The organism is Bradyrhizobium sp. USDA 4503 (assembly GCF_054055815.1).
The window spans coordinates 3,355,522-3,371,498 of record NZ_JBSRXS010000001.1 but is presented as its reverse complement, the minus strand read 5'-3'; the positions used below and the strand labels follow the sequence as shown (position 1 = coordinate 3,371,498).

General features: G+C 65.6%; 17 protein-coding genes. 13 read left to right on the top strand and 4 right to left on the bottom strand.

Translation table 11 applies throughout. The features are described from left to right. Positions 1-55 precede the first annotated feature (55 nt). Positions 56-256 (top strand): DUF2065 domain-containing protein, encoded by a 201-nt coding sequence (locus ACVMIH_RS16515; protein WP_028332483.1) that lies wholly within the window; start codon positions 56-58, stop codon positions 254-256. Between the two features lie 266 nt (positions 257-522). Continuing rightward, positions 523-2,019 (top strand): Do family serine endopeptidase, encoded by a 1,497-nt coding sequence (locus ACVMIH_RS16510; protein ID WP_253589639.1) that lies wholly within the window; start codon positions 523-525, stop codon positions 2,017-2,019. Between the two features lie 97 nt (positions 2,020-2,116). Here the strand turns inward: ACVMIH_RS16510 and serB are convergent, their stop codons facing one another. Next, the gene (gene serB / locus ACVMIH_RS16505) at positions 2,117-3,022 is read right to left on the bottom strand and encodes a phosphoserine phosphatase SerB (protein ID WP_456862510.1); all 906 of its coding nucleotides are present in this window, start codon (positions 3,020-3,022) and stop codon (positions 2,117-2,119) included. Between serB and miaA the strand changes: the two genes are divergently transcribed. The 8 genes from miaA (at position 3,021) to ilvC (ending at position 11,239) form a co-directional block, all read left to right on the top strand. Further along, a complete protein-coding gene (gene miaA, locus ACVMIH_RS16500) occupies positions 3,021-3,950 on the top strand; it encodes a tRNA (adenosine(37)-N6)-dimethylallyltransferase MiaA (RefSeq protein ID WP_456866498.1) in 930 nt (309 codons plus the stop codon). The two genes, serB and miaA, sit on opposite strands and share 2 nt — an antisense overlap. A gap of 359 nt (positions 3,951-4,309) precedes the next feature. Further along, the gene (locus ACVMIH_RS16495) at positions 4,310-6,085 is read left to right on the top strand and encodes an acetolactate synthase 3 large subunit (RefSeq protein WP_016841059.1); all 1,776 of its coding nucleotides are present in this window, start codon (positions 4,310-4,312) and stop codon (positions 6,083-6,085) included. A 207-nt stretch (positions 6,086-6,292) separates the two neighbouring features. Further along, a complete protein-coding gene (locus tag ACVMIH_RS16490; RefSeq protein ID WP_076824266.1) occupies positions 6,293-7,279 on the top strand; it encodes a threonine dehydratase in 987 nt (328 codons plus the stop codon). A gap of 21 nt (positions 7,280-7,300) precedes the next feature. Further along, entirely contained in the window at positions 7,301-7,843 is a 543-nt protein-coding gene (gene ilvN / locus ACVMIH_RS16485; protein WP_016841057.1) for an acetolactate synthase small subunit, read from the top strand. 3 nt (positions 7,844-7,846) lie between these two features. Continuing rightward, complete coding sequence (locus ACVMIH_RS16480; RefSeq protein ID WP_028332477.1) at positions 7,847-8,542, top strand: class I SAM-dependent methyltransferase; 696 nt, start codon at positions 7,847-7,849, stop codon at positions 8,540-8,542. A 35-nt stretch (positions 8,543-8,577) separates the two neighbouring features. Continuing rightward, positions 8,578-9,453, top strand: coding sequence for an EamA family transporter (locus ACVMIH_RS16475; RefSeq protein WP_057015046.1), 876 nt, complete (start codon positions 8,578-8,580; stop codon positions 9,451-9,453). Between the two features lie 7 nt (positions 9,454-9,460). Further along, positions 9,461-10,069 carry a LysE family translocator gene (locus tag ACVMIH_RS16470; protein WP_057015047.1) on the top strand — a complete coding sequence of 203 codons (609 nt, stop codon included), beginning with the start codon at positions 9,461-9,463 and terminating at the stop codon, positions 10,067-10,069. Positions 10,070-10,219: 150 nt separating this feature from the next. Then, complete coding sequence (ilvC, locus tag ACVMIH_RS16465; RefSeq protein ID WP_018272993.1) at positions 10,220-11,239, top strand: ketol-acid reductoisomerase; 1,020 nt, start codon at positions 10,220-10,222, stop codon at positions 11,237-11,239. A gap of 157 nt (positions 11,240-11,396) precedes the next feature. On the opposite strand, the gene ACVMIH_RS16460 is transcribed toward ilvC, so the two are convergent. Then, complete coding sequence (locus ACVMIH_RS16460; RefSeq protein ID WP_076824268.1) at positions 11,397-12,503, bottom strand: DUF2336 domain-containing protein; 1,107 nt, start codon at positions 12,501-12,503, stop codon at positions 11,397-11,399. Between the two features lie 193 nt (positions 12,504-12,696). Continuing rightward, on the bottom strand, positions 12,697-13,716 hold the full coding sequence (locus tag ACVMIH_RS16455) for an adenylate/guanylate cyclase domain-containing protein (protein WP_076824270.1): 1,020 nt from the start codon (positions 13,714-13,716) through the stop codon (positions 12,697-12,699). 273 nt (positions 13,717-13,989) lie between these two features. On the opposite strand from ACVMIH_RS16455, the gene ACVMIH_RS16450 reads away from it, so the two are divergent. Next, the gene (locus ACVMIH_RS16450) at positions 13,990-14,253 is read left to right on the top strand and encodes a lysozyme inhibitor LprI family protein (RefSeq protein WP_076824272.1); all 264 of its coding nucleotides are present in this window, start codon (positions 13,990-13,992) and stop codon (positions 14,251-14,253) included. Positions 14,254-14,281: 28 nt separating this feature from the next. Then, positions 14,282-14,515 (top strand): hypothetical protein, encoded by a 234-nt coding sequence (locus ACVMIH_RS16445; RefSeq protein ID WP_076824274.1) that lies wholly within the window; start codon positions 14,282-14,284, stop codon positions 14,513-14,515. Positions 14,516-14,527: 12 nt separating this feature from the next. On the opposite strand, the gene ACVMIH_RS16440 is transcribed toward ACVMIH_RS16445, so the two are convergent. Further along, complete coding sequence (locus ACVMIH_RS16440) at positions 14,528-15,148, bottom strand: hypothetical protein (RefSeq protein WP_076824276.1); 621 nt, start codon at positions 15,146-15,148, stop codon at positions 14,528-14,530. Between the two features lie 107 nt (positions 15,149-15,255). On the opposite strand from ACVMIH_RS16440, the gene ACVMIH_RS16435 reads away from it, so the two are divergent. After that, positions 15,256-15,963, top strand: a complete 708-nt coding sequence (locus ACVMIH_RS16435; RefSeq protein WP_076824278.1) for a TetR/AcrR family transcriptional regulator — start codon at positions 15,256-15,258, stop codon at positions 15,961-15,963. The last annotated feature ends 14 nt before the right edge of the window (positions 15,964-15,977 follow it).

The following is a 15,977-nucleotide window of genomic DNA, read 5'->3' as shown; positions in this document are numbered from 1 at the left end:
TGACGCTTCGCCGCCGACCAAAAACAACAAGCATCGAGCGGGAGGCTGCCATCCGATGAAGTCCATAGCGTTCGGCGACTTCCTCATCGGGTTGGGAATCCTGTTCGTGCTCGAAGGCATTCTGTTCGCGGCAAGCCCCGCCTGGATGCGCCGGGCGATGAAGAGCGCGCTGGCGACACCCGACAACATCCTGCGCATCGTCGGTATCGGCTCGGCGGTCGCCGGGCTTGTCCTGATCTGGGTGGTGCGAAGATAGTCGCCGCTCCGGAGCATGCGAAGCATGACCGCCAATGCGCGATTGCGCATCGGGGAACCTCGAGATTCCCCAAGGTGCGCAATTGCGTCCCCGGGGTTCAGCCCTGTCGGGCTGCCCCGGAATGACAGGCAAGACTGAACATATCGTGAGCCTCTCGCCGCCGGTATTTCGCCGAAATGCCCGGGTGAGATGCTTGCGCCGTATGCCTGTTCGGGCGCACTCTGTAACTAGCTCATTTGAACCCGTTTGCCTGGAGAAACTCCGACATGACCGCTGCCAGACCAGCCCTGAGCCGTCGCCTCCGCATGATGGGAGCCGCGATCTCGATCGGTGCTGCGAGCATGCTGAGCTCCGTGCCGGCGTTCGCACGCGGTCCTGAAGGCATCGCCGACATCGCCGAGAAGGTGATCGACGCCGTCGTCAACATCTCGACGTCGCAGACCGTCGAGGCCAAGGACCGGACGATGCCGCAACTGCCGCCGGGCTCGCCGTTCGAGGAATTCTTCGACGACTTCTTCAAGAACCGCCGCGGACCGCCCGGCAAGGGCGGCGACAAGAGCGGTGAGTTCCAGCCGCGCAAGACCAACTCGCTCGGCTCGGGCTTCATCGTCGACACCGCGGGCATCGTCGTCACCAACAACCACGTCATCGCCGACGCCGACGAGATCAACGTCATTCTCAACGACGGCACCAAGATCAAGGCCGAGCTGGTCGGCGTCGACAAGAAGACCGACCTCGCGGTCCTGAAATTCAAGCCGCCGAAGCCGCTTACCGCGGTCAAGTTCGGCGACAGCGACAAGATCCGGCTCGGCGACTGGGTGGTCGCGATCGGCAACCCGTTCAGCCTCGGCGGTACGGTGACCGCGGGCATCGTCTCGGCCAAGAACCGTGACATCAGCCAGGGCCCGTATGACAGCTACATCCAGACCGACGCCGCCATCAACCGCGGCAATTCCGGCGGTCCGCTGTTCAACCTGGATGGCGAGGTGATCGGCGTCAACACGCTGATCATCTCGCCGACCGGCGGTTCGATCGGCCTCGGCTTCGCCGTGCCGTCGAAGACCGTGGCCGGCGTGGTCGACCAGCTGCAGAAATTCGGCGAGCTGCGCCGCGGCTGGCTCGGCGTGCGCATCCAGCAGGTCACCGACGAGATCGCCGACAGCCTCAACATCAAGCCGGCGCGCGGCGCGCTGGTTGCCGGCGTCGACGACAAGGGGCCGGCCAAGCCGGCGGGCATCGAACCCGGCGACGTCGTCGTCAAGTTCGACGGCAAGGACGTCAAGGATCCGAAGGATCTGTCGCGCATCGTTGCCGACACGGCGGTCGGCAAGGAAGTCGACGTCGTCGTCATCCGCAAGGGCAATGAGGAGACCCGCAAGGTCACGCTCGGCCGGCTCGAGGACAATGAGAAGGTTCAGCAGGTCAACGCCAAGTCGAAGGACGACACCGCCGAGAAGCCGGTGACCCAGAAGGCGCTCGGTCTCGACCTCGCCGCGCTGAGCAAGGACCTGCGCACCAAGTACAAGATCAAGGACAGCGTGAAGGGCGTCGTCGTCACCGGCGTCGACGGCAATTCCGATGCCGCCGAGAAGCGGCTGTCGGCGGGCGATGTCATCGTCGAGGTGGCGCAGGAGGCGGTGTCGAGCGCCGCCGACATCAAGAAGCGCGTCGATCAACTCAAGAAGGACGGCAAGAAGTCGGTGCTGCTGCTGGTCTCGAACGGCGACGGCGAACTGCGCTTCGTCGCGCTCGGCGTGCAGTAACACTCACATACGTCATTCCGGGGCGGTCCGCAGGACCGAACCCGGAATCTCGAGATTCCGGGTTCGATGCTTCGCATCGCCCCGGAATGACGGTTTGCTACCCCGCCACGAACTCATCCCGCCGGTAGCCCTGCGCGTACAGCAGCGCGGTGAGATCGCCGTGGTCGATCCGGACCGCGGCCGCGGCCGCGACCGCCGGCTTGGCGTGATAGGCTACGCCGAGGCCCGCAGCCTGGATCATGCCGAGATCGTTGGCGCCGTCGCCCACCACAAGGGTGTCGATCTCGTCGAGATCGAAGGACTCGGTGAGCTCGATCAAGGTGGCGAGCTTGGTGGCGCGGCCGAGGATCGGCTCGACCACCTCACCGGTCAGCTTGCCGTCCACGACCTGCAACTGGTTGGCGCGGTTTTCCTGAAAGCCGACCTTCGCCGCGACCACCTTGGTGAACAAGGTGAAGCCGCCCGAGATCAGGCAGGTATAGGCGCCGTGCGCGCGCATGGTCATGACCAGTTCGCGGCCGCCCGGCGTCAGCGTGATGCGCTTGTCGAGCACCTCGTCGACCACGCTGACCGGCAGTCCCTTGAGCAGCACCACCCGCTCGCGCAGCGCGGACTCGAACTCGATCTCGCCGCGCATGGCACGCTCGGTGATCGCAGCGACATGGGCCTTGAGCCCGGCGAAGTCGGCGAGCTCGTCGATGCACTCCTGGCCGATCATGGTGGAATCCATGTCGGCCAGAAAAAGCTTCTTGCGCCGGGCGATCCGAGGCTGCACGACGATGTCGATCGGCAGGTCGCCGCGGGCCTGGCGAACGCGTTCCTCGATCGCCTTGATACCGTCCCTGCTGCTGTCCTCGCTCTCGAACGGAATGTCGGCGGCGACTTCGTTGAACAGCCACTGCGCCGGGCCGGGTGAGGGCAGCACGGCCCGCGCACCGTCGACGATGGTGGAGTCGAGCGCGGGGCTTGCAGGATTGCAGATCAGCGTGGCAACGAGGGACATGCAGGCGCATTCGGGATTGTTGAACAAGGCAGTGCTTATCGCAGGGCCGACCGCCAGCGGCAAGTCGGCGCTGGCGCTCGAACTCGCGCAGCGGACCGGCGGGGTCGTGATCAACACCGACTCCATGCAGGTCTATCGTGACCTCCGGATCATCACCGCGCGGCCGACTGCAGGCGAAGAGGCGCTGGTTCCGCACCGGCTCTATGGCCATGTCGACGCCGGCGTGAATTTCTCCGCTGGCGCCTGGGTGGCCGATGCGGCGAAGGTGCTCGGCGAGGCGCGTGAGCAGGGACGGCTGCCGATCTTCATCGGCGGCTCGGGCCTCTATTTCAAGGCGCTGACGCGCGGCTTGTCGGCGGTGCCGCCGATCCCGGCTGATGTGCGCGACGGCGTGCGCGCACGGCTCGAGCAGCACGGCGTCGAGGCGCTGCATGCCGAGCTTGCAGCGCGCGATCCGGTGTCGGCCGAGCGGCTGAAGCCGCGCGACCGCACCCGCATCGCGCGCGCGCTCGAGGTGGTCGAGGCCACCGGCCGCCCGCTGCCGGACTGGCATCGCGAGGGCCTGCCGCCACTGCTGCCGCCGGGCGATTTTCATGCGCTGTTTCTCGCGCCGGAGCGCGAGAGGCTCTATGCACGGATCGACGCCCGGTTCGGTGTCATGCTCGATACCGGCGCGCTCGACGAGGTCGCGGCGCTGGCGGCGCGTGGGCTAGATCCGCTGCTGCCGGCGATGAAGGCCCATGGGGTGCGGGCGCTGATCCGGCACCTGAGGGGAGAGATCAGCCGCGAGGAGGCGGCCGAGATCGGCCAGGCCGACACCCGCCATTATGCGAAGCGCCAGTTCACCTGGTTTCGCCATCAGCTCCCGGAATTCGCCTGGGTGGTGCCGGAAGCTGGCGGGGAATGGCTGGAGAGTCGGGTCCCGTAGCCCGGGCCGGGGGTCCCGCACGCCCGTCAGCCATGCGTGTTCGCCCGCGCAAAAACACTCGCCGAACGAGCGGAACCCCGGTAGAGTACGGAAATCGCGAAAGTGCTTGCCTTGCCTTGACATTCAGGCTTTGGCCGCTATGTTCGCGCAACCTTTGGGAAGACTGGGTCGTCTCGTGCGCAACATTATTACCAAACTGCTTATCGCCGTCGTACCCAGGCACACCGCCGGGGATGGCTAGCGGCCATCCAAATTCGGGCGGTGTGCATGGGGCCTCTGGGGCCCCTTTTTATTGCCCGAAGCCGAACTGACGAGAACTGACAAAAGCCGCGCAAAAACAAGCGCATCCGGAGCGAACCATGACCGACAAGAGCCACGATCCCAATCAGATGACCGGCGCCGCGATGATCGTGCGCGCGCTCATCGATCACGGCGTGCAGCATGTCTTCGGCTATCCCGGCGGTGCGGTGCTTCCGATCTACGACGAGATCTTCCAGCAGAGCGAGGTCGAGCACATCCTGGTCCGTCACGAGCAGGGCGCCGGCCATGCCGCCGAAGGCTATGCCCGCTCGACCGGCAAGCCCGGCGTGGTGCTGGTGACGTCGGGCCCCGGCGCCACCAACATGGTGACGCCGCTGACCGACGCGCTGATGGATTCGATCCCGCTGGTCTGCATCACCGGCCAGGTGCCGACCCACCTGATCGGCAACGACGCCTTCCAGGAGTGCGACACGGTCGGCATCACGCGGCCCGCCACCAAGCACAATTGGCTGGTCCGCGACGTCAACGACCTCGCCAGGGTGCTGCACGAGGCCTTCTATGTCGCCACTACCGGCCGGCCCGGCCCGGTCGTGGTCGACGTGCCGAAGGACGTGCAGTTCGCGACCGGCACCTATCATCCGCCGCGCAAGTCGGACGTGCACATCTCCTACACGCCGCGCGTCAAGGGCGACGCGACCCAGATCCGCAAGGCGGTGGCGCTGCTCGCCAATGCCAAACGTCCCGTGATCTATTCCGGCGGCGGCGTGATCAATTCGGGCCCCGAGGCCTCGAAACTGCTGCGCCAGCTGGTGGAGGCGACCGGCTTCCCGATCACCTCGACCCTGATGGGGCTGGGCGCCTATCCCGCTTCGGGCCCGAACTGGCTCGGCATGCTGGGCATGCACGGCACCTACGAAGCCAACATGACGATGCATGATTGCGACGTCATGCTGTGCGTCGGCGCGCGCTTCGACGACCGCATCACCGGCCGTACCGACGCCTTCTCGCCGGGTTCGAAGAAGATCCACATCGACATCGATCCGTCCTCGATCAACAAGAACATCCGCGTCGACGTGCCGATCATCGGCGACGCCGGCAACGTGCTCGGCGATTTGCTGCAGGTGTTCAAGGCAGAAGCCAAGAAGCCGGACATCAAGTCGTGGTGGCAGCAGATCGCGCAATGGCGCGCGCGCAACTCGCTGTCCTACCGCAAGAACAACGATATCATCCTGCCGCAATACGCGATCCAGCGCCTGTTCGAGCTGACCCGCGGCAAGGACACCTACATCACGACCGAGGTCGGTCAGCACCAGATGTGGGCCGCGCAGTTCTTCGGCTTCGAGGAGCCGCACCGCTGGATGACCTCGGGCGGTCTCGGCACCATGGGCTACGGCCTGCCGGCCGCGGTCGGCGTGCAGGTGGCGCATCCGGACAGCCTGGTGATCGACATCGCCGGCGACGCCTCGGTGCAGATGACGATCCAGGAGATGTCGACGGCGGTCCAGTTCGAGCTGCCGATCAAGATATTCATCCTGAACAACCAGTACATGGGCATGGTGCGGCAATGGCAGCAGCTGCTGCACGGCAACCGCCTGTCGCATTCCTACTCCGAGGCGCTGCCGGACTTCGTCAAGCTCGCCGACGCCTATGGCTGCGTCGGGCTGCAGGCGACCAAGCCGTCCGATCTCGACGGCGCGATCAAGGAGATGATCTCGATCAAGCGCCCGGTGCTGTTCGATTGCCGCGTCGCCGCGCTGGAGAATTGCTTCCCGATGATCCCGTCCGGCAAGGCGCATAACGAGATGCTGCTGCCGGAAGAGGCGACCGATGAGGCCACCGCGAAGGCCTTCTCCGGTGGCAAGGCGCTGGTGTGATGATGGATCGACGTGGAGCACTCTCTTTTCACCTCGCCCCGCTTGCGGGGAGAGGTCAGATTGCGCGCAAGCGCAATCCGGGTGAGGGGGAGTCTCCGCGAGTCCGTCTCTCACCATTACTCTGGAAACAGCCCCTCACCCCAACCCTCTCCCCGCAAAGAGCGGGGCGAGGGAACTTATCGCGCGCTCGGATGGAGGGCGGCTCCCATGTTTGACCTCAACGAGCTCGAGCGTGCACACCGGATCGTCGGCACCGCAGTGCCGGCGACGCCGGCGCACGCCTGGCCGCTGCTGGCCGAGCGGCTCGGCACCGAGGTCGTGGTCAAGCATGAGAACCACACGCCGACCGGCGCCTTCAAGGTGCGCGGCGGCCTGGTCTATCTCGAACGGCTGAAGCGCGAGCGGCCCGACGTTCCCGGCATCATCTCGGCGACGCGCGGCAATCATGGCCAGAGCCTGGCGTTCGCGGCAGGACGTCAGGGCGTGTCGGCGACGATCTACGTGCCGCGCGGCAACTCGGTCGAGAAGAACCGCGCCATGCACGCGTTCGGGGCCGAGCTTGTCGAGCACGGCGACGACTTCCAGGCCGCGCGGGAAGAGGCCGAGCGCCGCGCCCAATTCGCCGGCCTGCACATGGTGCCGTCGTTCCACCCGGACCTCGTGCTGGGTGTCGCGACCTACGCGCTCGAACTGTTCCGTACCGCGCCCGATCTCGACATTCTCTATGTGCCGATCGGGCAGGGCTCCGGCATCTGCGGCTGCATCATGGCGCGCGACCTGCTTGGGCTGAAGACCGAGATCGTCGGCGTGCAGTCGACCGAGGCGCCGTCCTATGCGCTGTCGTTTGCGGCCGGAAAGATCGTCACCACCGAGTCCAGCAACACCCTTGCCGACGGCATGGCGACGCGGATTCCGGACGCGGATGCGTTCGCGCTGATCCGCAAGGGTGCCTCCCGCATCGTGCAGGTCAGCGACGACGAGGTCGGGCAGGCGATCCGCGCCTACTGGACCGACACCCACAATCTCGCCGAGGGCGCGGGCGCTGCGGCGCTCGCGGCCGCGCTGCAGGAAAAGAGCAGGCTCGCCGGCAAGCGGGTCGGCCTGATCCTGAGCGGCGGCAATATCGATTTCGATCTGTTCCGGACCTGGATCGGAACGGATGCTGCGCCGGCCGCCGAGCGGGCGGTGGCGTGAACAGAATGTAAGGGGACGACCATGAACCAGCCCGCATCCGCCTATTTCCTCGAAGAGCGTCACGATCCCAACGAGACGCATACTTTGTCCGTGCTCGTGCAGAACGAGCCCGGCGTGCTCGCGCGCGTGATCGGCCTGTTCTCCGGCCGCGGCTACAACATCGAGAGTCTCACCGTCTCGGAGACGGAGAGCCAGAAACATCTCTCGCGGATCACGATCGTCACCACCGGCACGCCGATGGTGATCCAGCAGATCAAGCATCAGCTCGACCGCATGATCCCGGTCTACCGCGTCGTCGACATGACGCTGACCGGCAGCTCGATCGAGCGCGAGCTTGCGATGGTCAAGGTGCGGGGCGGTGGCGATCACCGCGTCGAGGCGCTGCGGCTGGCGGACGCGTTCCGCGCCCGGGTGATCGACGCCACGACCGAGAGCTTCGTGTTCGAGATCACGGGCAATTCGTCCAAGATCAGTCAGTTCATCGACCTGATGCGTCCGCTGGGCCTGGTCGAAGTGTCACGAACCGGGGTGGCCGCGATCACGCGCGGACCGGAAGGGATGTGAGTCATGTTGGCGCGCGACTGGTACTATACGCAACGGCGGCAGGTCGGTCTCGATACCGCGGTGGCCTCGATCTATGACGTCAGCGAGGACAGCGATGTCCGTGCCCGCCAGGCGCTGACCATGCTCGGCGTCAAGCCGGGCTGGCGGATCGCCGATATCGGCTGCGGCAACGGCGTGCTGGCCACCGAGGCGGCGTTGATGGGCGCCGAGGTCGACGCCATCGACATCTCGCCGGCGATGATCGGGCTTGCCGAAATCTATGCGCGCGACCGCAAGGCGAAGATCCGGACCCAGCCGGCCGGCCTGCTGTCGTTCGCCTACCAACCGAATTCCTACGACCTCATCGTCAGCGAGTTCACGCTGCACCATCTGCCGGACTTCTGGAAGGCGGTGGCGCTGTCGCGAATCTTCAACGCGTTGAAGCCCGGCGCGAACTTCTACCTGCGCGACATGGTGTTCGTCGGCATGCCCGACGGTGTCGATCGCGATGTCGAAGGATGGGCCGACTTCTCGATCAAGAATCACGGCTTCGAGCGCGAAAGCGTGATCACCCATATGCGCGACGAATACTCGACCTTCGGCTGGGTGATGGAGCGCATGCTGACCGAGACCGGTTTCACGCTGGTCTCCGTTGATTACCACGCGCCGCTGCACGGCACCTATCTGCTGCGTAAACCGAAGCCCGACGAACAGATCTAGATCCCGACCGAAACGGAAGCACAAGAAGAACAACAATGAAGCCGGCCGATGTTGGCATCGCCGTCATGGTCGCGGTGATCTGGGGGCTTGCGTTCGTCGCAAGCCGGATCGCGCTCGATGAGTTCTCGCCGGAGCTGATGACGACGCTGCGCTTCGCCATCGCCGCGCTGCCGTGCCTGTTCCTGCGCAAGCCCGGCGTTTCCTGGCCGCTTCTGATCGCGATCAGCTCAACGCTGTTCCTCGGCCAGTTCCTCGCACAGGCCTTTGCGATCGCGCATGGCGTTCCCGTCGGGCTTTCCAGCGTGATCGTGCAGAGCCAGGCGCTTTTCACCATCGCCTTCGCCGCCCTGGCCTTCGGGGAAATCCCGACACGGAGCCAGGCAATCGGCATCGCGATCGCCGCGCTCGGCCTGCTGATGATCTGCGGGACGGTCGGCTACGACTTCAGCGTCGCCGCGTTTGCGATCATCATGATCTGCCCGATCAGCTTCGCGATCGGCAATCTTCTCCTGCGGCAGGCGAACGGCGCGCCGATGTTCGATCTGTTCGCCTGGCTGTGCCTGTCAGCCGCGGTGCCGCTCGCGGTGCTGACCTTGATCACGAACGGCCCGCAGCCGACCTGGCATGCGCTGACCCACATGTCGCTGACCGGGCTCGTCTGCATGCTCTGCCTCGGCGGCATCTCGACCAGCATCGCCTACTGGCTGTGGGGCCGGCTGCTGCGGGATTATCCGGCGGCGCAGGTGGTGCCGTTCGCGCTGCTGGTGCCGTTCGTCGGCTCCGCCGCGTCGAGCATCGTGTTCGGCGAGACATTCGGGCCGCTGCGGCTGGCCGGCATGGTCACCGTGATCGCCGGCATCGCCGTGATGCTGCTGTCGAAGCGGCCAAAAGCTCTGCCGAAAGTCGCGTGAGGGCACCATGTCGAATTCGCTGCTGTTCGCCTTTGTCGTGTTCGCTGTCGTGATGTTCTTCACGCCGGGCCCCAACAACATCATGCTGCTGTCGTCGGGGCTGACCTACGGCTTCCGCCGTACAGTGCCCCACATCGCCGGCATCACGGTCGGCTTCGCCTTCATGGTCGGCGCGGTCGGCGTCGGGCTGGGGACCGTCTTCATCGCCTATCCGGTGCTGCAGACGATCCTGAAATATGGCGGCGTCGCCTACCTGATCTATCTCGCCGCCGTCATCGCCATGGCCGAGCCGCCCTCGGCGGACAAGGACGACAGGGGCGGCCGCGGCCCGATGACGTTCTGGGGCGCCGCCATGTTCCAGTGGATCAATGCCAAGGGCTGGGTGATGGTGATCGGCACCATCACGGCCTATGCGGCAATTGCCGCCTTTCCTTGGAACATCGCGATCCAGGTCGGCCTGAGCCTGATCCTGGGCACGGTGTCCTGCGTCGTCTGGGCGCTGTTCGGGACCGCCCTGCGGCCGATCCTGACCTCGCCCCGGGCGATCCGCGCCTTCAATGTGGTGATGGCCATCCTGCTGCTGGCCTCGCTCTACCCGGTCTTCATGGACGCATGATGCCGCACCGCGCCATGCGAGATGAGGGTTTCCCCTGAGGGGGAAAATGCTCTAGACAACGCCGGAAATTCGCGGGCGCCCGGCGGTTCTGACCTTCCGAATGCCTGATTCATCGGCCGATTTTGGCCCCCTTCAAACGAGGAAACCACGATGCGAGTTTACTACGATCGCGATGCCGACCTGAACCTGATCAAGGGCAAGAAGGTCGCCATCGTCGGCTACGGCAGCCAGGGCCACGCCCACGCGCTGAACCTGAAGGATTCAGGCGTCAAGGAAGTGGCGATTGCGCTGCGCAAGGGTTCGGCCTCGGCCAAGAAGGCCGAGAACGCCGGCTTCAAGGTGATGGAAGTCGCCGAAGCCGCCAAGTGGGCCGACCTCGTCATGATGCTGACCCCGGACGAGCTGCAGGGCGACATCTATCGCGAGCACCTGCACGACAACATGAAGAAGGGCGCGGCGCTCGTGTTCGCCCACGGCCTCAACGTGCACTTCAACCTGCTCGATCCGCGCGCCGACCTCGACGTGCTGATGATCGCGCCGAAGGGCCCCGGCCACACCGTGCGCTCGGAATACCAGCGCGGCGGCGGCGTGCCCTGCCTGATCGCGATCGCCAAGGATTCGTCGGGCAACGCCCATGACCTCGGGCTCAGCTATGCCTCGGCGATCGGCGGCGGCCGCGCCGGCATCATCGAGACCACCTTCAAGGAAGAGTGCGAGACCGACCTGTTCGGCGAGCAGGTGGTGCTCTGCGGCGGCCTGGTCGAGTTGATCAAGGGCGGCTACGAAACCCTGGTCGAGGCCGGCTACGCACCCGAGATGGCCTATTTCGAGTGCCTGCATGAAGTGAAGCTGATCGTCGACCTGATCTATGAAGGCGGCATCGCCAACATGAACTACTCGATCTCCAACACCGCCGAATACGGCGAGTACGTCACCGGTCCGCGCATCGTCACGGCCGAGACCAAGGCCGAAATGAAGCGCGTGCTGGCCGACATCCAGGGCGGCAAGTTCGCCCGCGACTGGATGCTGGAGAACAAGGTCAACCAGACCTCGTTCAAGGCGACCCGTGCCAAGCTCGCCGCACACCCGATCGAGGAAGTCGGTGCCAAGCTGCGCGACATGATGCCCTGGATCAAGAAGGGCGCGCTCGTCGACAAGAGCAAGAACTGACAGGCGAGGCCTGTCATTCCGGGGCGGTCCGCAGGACCGAGCCCGGAATCTCGAGATTCCGGGTCCGCCTCTTCGAGGCGCCCCGGAATGACGCTGTGATGAAAAAGGGTGGGCGCGTTGCCCACCCTTTGTCTTTGTCGCAGAGGCGCAGCGGCCGCTAGCCGGCCGCCATCGGCTGCTTCTCGATCCTGTTGTGCAGCTGCCAGAACCGCACCGTGCGCTGCGCGGTTTCCAGCGAGAGCCGGCGGTAATCGCGCTGCGCGATCTCGAGCGTCGCATTGTCGAGCGGCAGCGGCAGCGGCCGCTTGCGCAGGATGCTTTCGACCGTCGGCCAGTTGAGCCGTGCCGAGCGGCACGGGATCAGGATCAGGTCGGAGCGGAGGCCGAGCATCAGCCGTTCGATCATCGCGATCGGCATGTCGTTGAGCACGGCGAGCGCGACCGTGACCTCGTCGAGCTTGCCCTCTTCGGCGAATTTGTAGACGGCCGCATCGTCGAGTTCGTTCAGCTGCTTCATCAGCTTGACCAGCTCTTCGGCGATGCCGTAGTTGCGGCGCGGCGCCGCGGCCTCTTCCTGGGCGATGTCGTTCAGCACCTGGCTGATCTCCTCGCGCGCCCGGGGCGAGGCGATCGAGAGCAGGCGGGCGCGCACCGTATCCTTGGCGCGCTGCAGCAGGTCGCGCAGCAGCTTGGCCGGAATGTCGATGCGCAGCCCGAGGATCTCGACCAGCTCGTCGTCGCCTTCGGCGCGGGCGACGATGCTGGAATAGCCGTTGTCGGAGAACTGCGCGCCGGCGTTCTTGGCGAGACGCCGGATCACCTTGTCCTCGCCGCGGTCGATGATCACGTCGGTGACGGAAGGCGGCAGGTTTTCCCGCGCGGAGATCGCGAACAGGTGGTCCTGGCCCTTGCTGCTCGCGATCTCGCGCAGGGCGTCGTTCGAAAGGCGGCTGGAGTGGGTCAGCACGTCGCCGGCGACGCTGATGTCGTCGTCCCAGGCGAGGTGCTGGATCACCTCGAACGGCGCATAGTCGAGCGGGGCGAGCCGCTTGCTGAGCTCGGCCCGCGCACGGGTCTCGACGCGCGCGACCAAGAGGCAGAGCACGTCGTCGAACACCTTGACCTGTTCATCGTTGAGGCGGTCGCCGTCGTTCAGGAACAGATCGGTGACCTGCCGCAGCGTCTGCACACGCTTGGCCGATGTCCCGTCCCGGACCGCATCCTCGAGTTCGGCAATAATCGATTGTGACGCCTGTTGCGCCATCGATGGGCAACCTTGTTTTTGTTGAATGACACCTGTCTGCACACCATGCGGGGCGCGGTCTTACACCTGCGTTAAGGTGGAACCCGGTGCAAATACGGTGTGCGTCGCATCCTTAACAGGCTGCGACCGGACTCGATTCAATGCGCGCTTTCGGCTCGGCGGAAGCTGATGCCGGTGCATTTTAAGAGATCGTTTAGGACGATACGCGCCGCGCGACGGAAAAGATGTCGATCGAGGCGGCACGTCCGCGCAATTGCGTCGAGCCGAGCGGCTCGACGACCAAATCCCGGTCCGGCGGCAGCAGGCGCAGCAAGTCGCCCGATACCAGCAGCGGACGGCCGGCCTCCTTGCAATGCGCCTGCAGCCGCGCCGTGACGTTCACGGTGTCGCCGAAATAGGCGATCTGCCGCCGCGAGTCCCCGCATTCCGCGATGACGACCGGACCGGCATGCATCCCGGCTCGAAACGCGGGCACCACGCCGAACTCCTTGCGATATTGATCGGCCCGCTTGGCGAGGCGATCCTCGATCGCGAACACGCAATCGAGATACCGCCGCGATCGCCCGTCGGCATTGGCCGGCCAGGTCACGATCACTTCGTCGCCGACATAGGCGTGGACTTCGCCGCCGTGCGACACGATCGGCTCGTCGATGTCGAAGAAGAAGCGCGTCAGCAATTCCTGCACGCGCAGCTCGCCCATCGATTCCGCTAGCGTCGTCGAGCCGACCAGGTCGAGGAACAGCAGCACGCGCTCCTCGCGCACCGGCTGCCGATAGCGTCCGAGCACGATGCTGAGCAGCGTGTGCCCGCCGATCATCCGGACCAGCTCGTAGATCGTCGTGATCGGGATCGACAGCAGCAGGCCGACGCCAATGATCTTCAGGAAGGTTTCGCGCATCCACTTGGCTTCGAGCCCATGCCCGTAAAGCACGATTTCCAGCACGATCGCGGCGGCCGCAACGGTGACGGCGAGGATCACAGAGCGGCCGATCAGCTCGACGATGAGTGATTGCCGTCGCAGCCAGCCACCACGTGCGGCCAGATAGAGATGCGTCGCCCAGACGATCACCGTGAGGGCTGCGCCGTCGAGGGCGCTGCGCACATAATTCGAGACGGAGGCCTCGTCGGACTCATCGAACGCATAGCGAAACAGCCCACCGACGAGCAGGCCGAACACCGCCAAGACGATCACAGGCGTCACGGCGCGCCGCATGGTCCCTCCATGCATATGAAATATCCTGCGCGGACCGGGAAGGCCAGCTGCGACGCGACCGGCGGTGGACGGGATGCATCGCGGCGGCACTCATGTATGCTGCGACGACAGGATCGATCGAACAGGGAAAGTGGCATGACATCGGCTGTGACCACAGGCGCGTGCAGGCTCATGGCCGTTCTGACGGCCGTCTCCATCGCTTTCACCCCGCCGGTTGCCCGCGCCGGCGATCAGAGCGTTGGCGAGCCATCCTGAGACGGCGGCACCTACCAGATGGTCGAATGCCTCAAGGCCAAGACCGCGCAGTGGGACAAGCGGATGAACGTCGCCTACCAGAAGGCGTTGAAGGATGCCGCCGACGACAAGCAGCGCGAACAGCTGCGCACCGCGCAGCGGCTATGGATCCAGTATCGTGACGCCAACTGCCTGTATTACGACCTCGGCGAGGGCACTATCGCCCGGCTCGATGCCGGTGAATGCATGCGCAGCATGACCGAAGCCCGCGCTAAGGAACTGGAGAATCTTGGCCATCAGTGAGCCATCTTCCGGAGTCAGGACCGAGGTCATGACTGATGGAAAGAGCCAGGACGAATTGACCCGGCTTGCGGATGAGGCGTTGCGCGCCCAGCCCGGCTGTGAGACCGCGCGCGTGCCGGCGATCGCCGGGCTGCCCGATGCGCAGATCGGACGCAACTGGGAGATTCCGAACGTCGTGCTCGGCGACAGCCTGATCAGCGACGTCGACCGCGCGGTGCTATCGGTTCATCGCCAGCTCGGCCGCAAGTTTCACCTGGTGTAAGGTGGCCCGATCTTAGCTCGCCTGCGCCTGACGTGGCGCGGGCCGGCCGGCCATGCTGATCATCCTGAGCGCGAACACCGCAGCGAGCGGCACGAGGAATAGCGCGTAGAGCGGCATCTCGGGAATCCGCTTGCCGAACGAGACCATGAACTGCAGCAGCAGATAATAGCCGCCGATCAGATGCAGCCTGCGCCAGGCGCGCGGGCCGAGCAGTGCAGCCGTGCGATCGAACGAAGTCGCGGTCAGCGCGATGATGGCGAGATAGCCGATACCGCCGAAGACGTAGGAGACGATCGAGGTCGCGGCCGCAAAGCCGGGCGGATCGAGCATCGCGAAGGCGGCGATCGCGACCGCATGGATGGCGTGCGAGGCCGCGAAGGTGAAGCCCAAATAACGGCGGTTGCGGCGCTGCCAGTGCGTCCAGGCGTTCGGCCACAGCCGCGCCAGCGCCGCCGCCGAGAAGGCGAGGCAGAAGAACAAGAGCGAGGTCCGCGCCGTGAAGCGGATCACCATCCGCACGCCCTCGACCTCGAACTGCCGCATGGCGGCGATCCAGATCGAAAGCCCGATCAGGGTGAGCGTGAGCAGGCCAAACAGCCGCCAGCCCTCGAACCAGTTGCGATGCGTCGCCATATCCCGCCTCCCGTTTATGTAATCACCAGTTACATTTCGTGTCCGCGCGCGGTCAATCCGTGTAATCATCGCTTACATTCACAAGCGGGTGATGCTAGAGGATCGCCATGCGCCGCTCCGCCAAAAGCCCGCCCACCGGCCGCCGGCCCGCCAAGCCGCGTCCGGTCGCGACGCGGGCGCAGGCGGCCAGGCCGTATCACCACGGCGATCTCCGCCGGGTCCTGATCGATGCCGCCATGCAACTGGTCGGCGAGGGCGGCCCGGAGGCGGTCAGCGTCCGCGAGGCCGCGCGCCGCGCCGGGGTCTCGCCGGGCGCGCCGTTCCGGCATTTCCCGAGCCGGGACGCGCTGATGAATGCGGTGGCGGAGGAGGCGCAACGCCGCTTTCGCGCCGAGATCGAGGCGGCGTTGGCCGAGGCGCCGCCAGGCGATCCGCTCGGCCGCTTCCACCATCTCGGGATCGCCTATCTGCGCTGGGCGATGAAGAACCCGACCCATTTCGAGATCATCTCCAGCCGCCGCTTCTTCGACCACGACCGCTCGGCCGCCGTCTCCGGCGACAATGCCGAGTTGATCGGCATGACCGAGCGCACGCTGGCGGAGGCATTTTCAGCTGGCCAACTCGGGACGCGCGACCTCAGGCAGGTCCAGATCGCCGGCCGCGCGCTGGTCTATGGCTTCGCGCGGATGCACATCGACGGTCATTTGCCGCGCTGGGGTGTCGGCGATGCGGAGGTCGAGCAGATGGCTGCCGACATCGTCGATCTCTTCATCGCGGGTATCGCGAGCCACGCCGCGCCGGCCGCCAAAGTTTAAGGCACGCGCACTGC